Source organism: Sphingomonas sp. CCH9-F2, assembly GCF_001556735.1.
GTDB classification, from domain to species: Bacteria; Pseudomonadota; Alphaproteobacteria; order Sphingomonadales; family Sphingomonadaceae; genus Sphingomonas; species Sphingomonas ginsenosidimutans.
The window spans coordinates 1-4,217 of record NZ_LSJO01000023.1; the positions used below are offsets into that span (position 1 = coordinate 1).

Genomic DNA, 4,217 nt, shown 5'->3' on the forward strand with positions numbered 1-4,217 from the left:
CCCCTCTACCCGGCCCTCTCCTGACGCGGCGATCCGTCCGCCGCCGCGCCTAGCCGATCTCTACCGCCGCACCCTTACTGGTGGTCCAGCATCCCCAGGATACGCTTGGCGATGACGTTGTTCTGGATCTCGGTCGAGCCGCCATAGATCGACACCGCCTTGCCCCACAGCCAGCTGCGGGTCTGCGCCAGTTCGTCCTCGGCAAAGCCCTCGCCTTCCCAGCCCAGGCCCTGCATCCCCATGATCTCGATGTTCAGTTCGGCACGGTCCTGCGTGATGCGCGCGCCGACGTTCTTCATGATGCTGGTCGCCGCCGACGGCCCGGCATTGCCCTTGGCCTCCAGCGCGGCCCGCCGCAGCGTCAGCGCGAAGGCGCGCTGGTCCATCTCGTGCTTGATGATGCGGGTGCGCAGGTCGGCATCGCCGATCCGCCCCTCGCCATCCGCGCCGCGATATTTCTTCGCGATCTCCGGCACGCTCCTGCCCGCGTTCATCCGGCTCGCCGAACCGCTGCCGCCCGACAGCGAGCTGCGCTCGTGCTGCAACAGGCGGGTGCCGATTTCCCAGCCCTGCCCCTCGCGCCCGACCAGATTGCCCTTGGGCACCTTCACGTTGGTGAAGAACGTCTCGCAGAACGGCGACTGCCCGCTGATCAGGCGGATCGGCCGCGTCTCGACACCCTCGGCATCCATGTCGATCAGCAGGAAGCTGATCCCGGCGTGCTTCTGCGACTTGTCGGTGCGCACCAGCGCGAAGCATTTGTCGGCCCATTGCCCGCCCGACGTCCAAGTCTTCTGCCCGTTGACGACATAATGGTCGCCCCGATCCTCGGCGAAGGTCTGAAGGCTGGCGAGGTCCGATCCCGCGCCCGGCTCCGAATAGCCCTGGCACCAGCGCACCTCGCCGCGGACGATGCCGGGGATATGCGCCTGCTTCTGCTCCTCCGTGCCATATTCCAGCAGCGTCGGGCCGAACATCATCACGCCCATGCCGCCGATCGGGTTCCACGCGCCGATCCGCGCCATCTCGTCCTGCAGCACGCGCGCCTCGGCCCGCGACAGCCCGCCGCCGCCATATTCCTTCGGCCAGGTCGGCACGCCCCAGCCCTTGGCGCCCATCGCCTCGCGCCATGCCTTCTGCTCGGGCGTCTCCTCGGTCGGCCCCTCCACCGCGGACATGGCATTGTCATGCCCCTTCAGCGACGGGGGGAAGTTCGCCTCCAGCCAGCTGCGCGCTTCCTGACGGAAACCGTCGAGGGCGTCGGCAGGGCGGTCCAGTTCGGGGGCCGTGGCCATGACATCATTCTCCGCGTGATCGGATCGGGTTCCCGATTCTGAAGATCGGGTATGCTCGGCACCCATGGCACGTTTGCCGCGCGATGCAAAGCGCGAAGCACGCGGCGGCGACCGGCCGGTGCGGTCGGCACGCGCGCAGGCGCGCTCCGAACGCGGCACGTGCCGCATTTTGACCACCCAAACCGGTTCCGGTGACGCATTTTACCCCGCATCACCCGCTTCCCACCGCGAACAAAAGGTGTCTAAAGGCCGCTTTCGGGGCTACCGTGCGCGCCAAAAGGGGGAATCGGAGTGCGTTTCGAACATCGCGCGGTGCCGATCGTGCTGGCGGCGGTGGTCGTCGACGTCATCGGATTCGGCATCGTCATGCCCGTCCTGCCCGGCCTGATCGTCGAAATCGGCCGCGTCACCCTGCCCCAGGCGACTCGCATCGCCGGCTGGATGCTCGCCGCCTTCGCGCTCGCGCAATTCTTCGCCGGCCCGGTGCTCGGCAACCTCGGTGATCGCTTCGGCCGCCGCCCGGTGCTGATGCTGGCGATGCTCGCCTATGCGCTTGATTACGCGCTGATGGCCTGGGCGCCGACGCTGGCGTGGCTGTTCCTCGGGCGGCTCGTCGCGGGCGTGGCGGGGGCCAGTTTTGGCCCGGCCGGTGCGGTCATCGCGGACGTCACCCCGCCCGACCGCCGCGCCGCCGGCTTCGGGCTGCTCGGCGCGTGTTTCGGGATCGGCTTCATCATCGGCCCCGCGCTCGGCGGCCTCGTCGCGACCTTCGGCCACCGCGCGCCGTTCGTCGCCGCCGCCGCGCTGGCCGCGCTCAATGCCGCCGCCATGTTCCTGTTCTTGCCCGAAACATTGCGCGCCGAGCACCGCCGCGATTTCGTCTGGCGCGATGCGCATGTGGTCGGCGCGTTCCGCCCGCTGTTCGCCGCCGGGCGCGCCGCGCCGCTGCTGGTGGCGTGGTTCGTGTGGCAGGTCGGCGGCGTCGTCTATCCCGCCGTCTGGAGCTTCTGGGCGACGATCCGCTTCGGCTGGAACGCGACGCAGATCGGCTGGAGCCTCGCCTGGGTCGGGCTGCTCCAGCTGATCGTGCAGGCGACGTTGACCGCGCGGACCGTCCGCCGGCTGGGTGAGCGGACCACCGCCGTGCTGGGCCTGGGGTGCAGCGCCGCGACGCTGTTCGCCTATGCCTTCACCACCCATGGGTGGCAGGTTTATGCCTTCTTCCTCGTGGGTTGCCTGGGGGCATTGGCATGGCCCGCGATGAACGGGCTGCTCAGCCGGCTGGTCGATGCGCAGCGGCAGGGCGCGTTGCAGGGCGGGCTCGGCAGCCTCAATTCGGTCGCTGCGATCATCGGCCCGTTGCTCGCCTCGCAAAGCCTGGCGTGGGGCGCCGCGCGCGGGTTCGACGGGCTGGCTTTCCTGATCGCCGGGGTGCTGATCGGCGTCGCGGCATTGATCGTCGCGCTGCTCGTCCCCACTCTTCGCGCTCCCGATGGAGACAGCGCATGATCGACCTGCATTACTGGCCCACCCCCAATGGCCACAAGATCACGATTTTTCTTGAGGAAACGGGCCTCGACTACACGATCCACCCGGTCAACATCGGCAAGGGCGAACAGTTCGCTCCCGATTTCCTGGCCATCGCCCCCAACAACCGGATGCCCGCGATCGTCGATCGCGCGCCCACCGATGGCGGCGCGCCGATCAGCGTGTTCGAATCGGGGGCGATCCTGCTCTATCTGGCGCACAAGACCGGCCGGTTCGGCGGCGCCACGCCACGTGCGCATGTCGACGTGCTGCAATGGCTGATGTGGCAGATGGGCGGACTGGGGCCGATGGCCGGGCAGAACCATCATTTCGGCCGCTACGCGCCGGAGAAGATCCCCTATGCGATCGACCGTTATGTGAAGGAAACCAACCGCCTGTACGGCGTCCTTGATCGCCGGCTTGAGGGGCGCGAGTTCGTAATCGGCGACGAATATACCGTCGCCGACATGGCCGCCTTCCCGTGGATCCTGCCGGAGGCGCAGGGGCAGGACATGGCCGATTTCCCCCATTTGTCGCGCTGGCATGCCGCGATCAAGGCGCGCCCCGCGGTGGAGCGTGCCTATGCCCGGGGGCGCGAGATCCAGCCCCAGCCCGCCGAGATGACCGACGAACAGCGCCGGGTCCTGTTCGGCCAGTCCTCAACCCCGGCGCGCTAGATTTCCCGCCCCGGGCGGCGGCTCATCCCGATGTCGAGATGCCCGCCCCCGTCCAGCAGCAGGACCTCGCCGGTCATCACCCGGCTGGCGGGGTCCAGCAGCATCACGATCGGCCCCGCGATATCGTCCGGCCCCGCCGCCATCGCCATCGGCAGCGCGCCCGCGACCTTGTCGTTCAGCGCCGCAAACCCCTGCTCGCCCAGCCGTTTCTCGAACCAGCCGGTCCCGACATAGCCCGGCGCCACCGCATTGACGCGGATCGCCGGCGCCAGCACGCGCGCCAGGCTCTTGGTCATCGTGATCAACGCGCCCTTGGACGCGGCATAGGCGACCGACGATCCGATCCCGAACATGCCCGCGACGCTCGCCACGTTGACGACCGCGCCCATGTCGCTTTGCCGCAGGTACGGGGCGCAGGCGCGGATCATCTGAAACGGTGCGATCGTGTTCAGGCGGTAGATGTCGATGAAATCCTCGGCATCCAGCGCGTCCATGTCCTCATGCGCGGCGAACTTGGTGCGCCCGGCGTTGTTGACCAGGAAGTCGATCCGCCCGAACGTCTCCGCCGCCGCTGCGGCCAGCGCCCGGCACTGGCCGTCATCGGCGATATCCGCCCGCACCGCGATCGCGCCATTCCCTACCTCGGCGACCAACGCCTCCGCCTCGTCGCGGCTCGATGCATAATTGACGACGCACCGCACCCCACGCGCCCCCAACC

Annotated in this window: 4 protein-coding genes; 2 read left to right on the forward strand and 2 right to left on the reverse strand. The window is 68.7% G+C overall.

All coding sequences use genetic code 11. The annotated features are described in order from the left end of the window. Nucleotides 1-74 precede the first annotated feature (74 nt). Entirely contained in the window at nt 75-1,295 is a 1,221-nt protein-coding gene (locus tag AX685_RS00820) for an acyl-CoA dehydrogenase family protein (protein WP_066484368.1), read from the reverse strand. Between the two features lie 291 nt (nt 1,296-1,586). Here AX685_RS00820 and AX685_RS00825 point away from each other — a divergent pair, with 291 nt between their 5' ends. After that, a complete protein-coding gene (locus tag AX685_RS00825) occupies nt 1,587-2,804 on the forward strand; it encodes an MFS transporter (RefSeq protein WP_197418424.1) in 1,218 nt (405 codons plus the stop codon). Continuing rightward, nucleotides 2,801-3,499 (forward strand): glutathione binding-like protein, encoded by a 699-nt coding sequence (locus tag AX685_RS00830; RefSeq protein ID WP_066484370.1) that lies wholly within the window; start codon nt 2,801-2,803, stop codon nt 3,497-3,499. The genes AX685_RS00825 and AX685_RS00830 overlap by 4 nt, the downstream gene beginning before the upstream one ends. On the opposite strand, the gene AX685_RS00835 is transcribed toward AX685_RS00830, so the two are convergent. After that, the coding region (locus AX685_RS00835; protein ID WP_197418425.1) for an SDR family NAD(P)-dependent oxidoreductase at nt 3,496-4,217 on the reverse strand (722 nt) is incomplete at its 5' end. The genes AX685_RS00830 and AX685_RS00835 overlap by 4 nt on opposite strands.

What these genes read in the sequence shown, in the direction of transcription:
- AX685_RS00820 (WP_066484368.1), bottom strand. Translation starts at nt 1,295, where the DNA reads ATGGCCACGGCCCCCGAACTGGACCGCCCTGCCGACGCCCTCGACGGT.
- AX685_RS00830 (WP_066484370.1), top strand. Translation starts at nt 2,801, where the DNA reads ATGATCGACCTGCATTACTGGCCCACCCCCAATGGCCACAAGATCACG.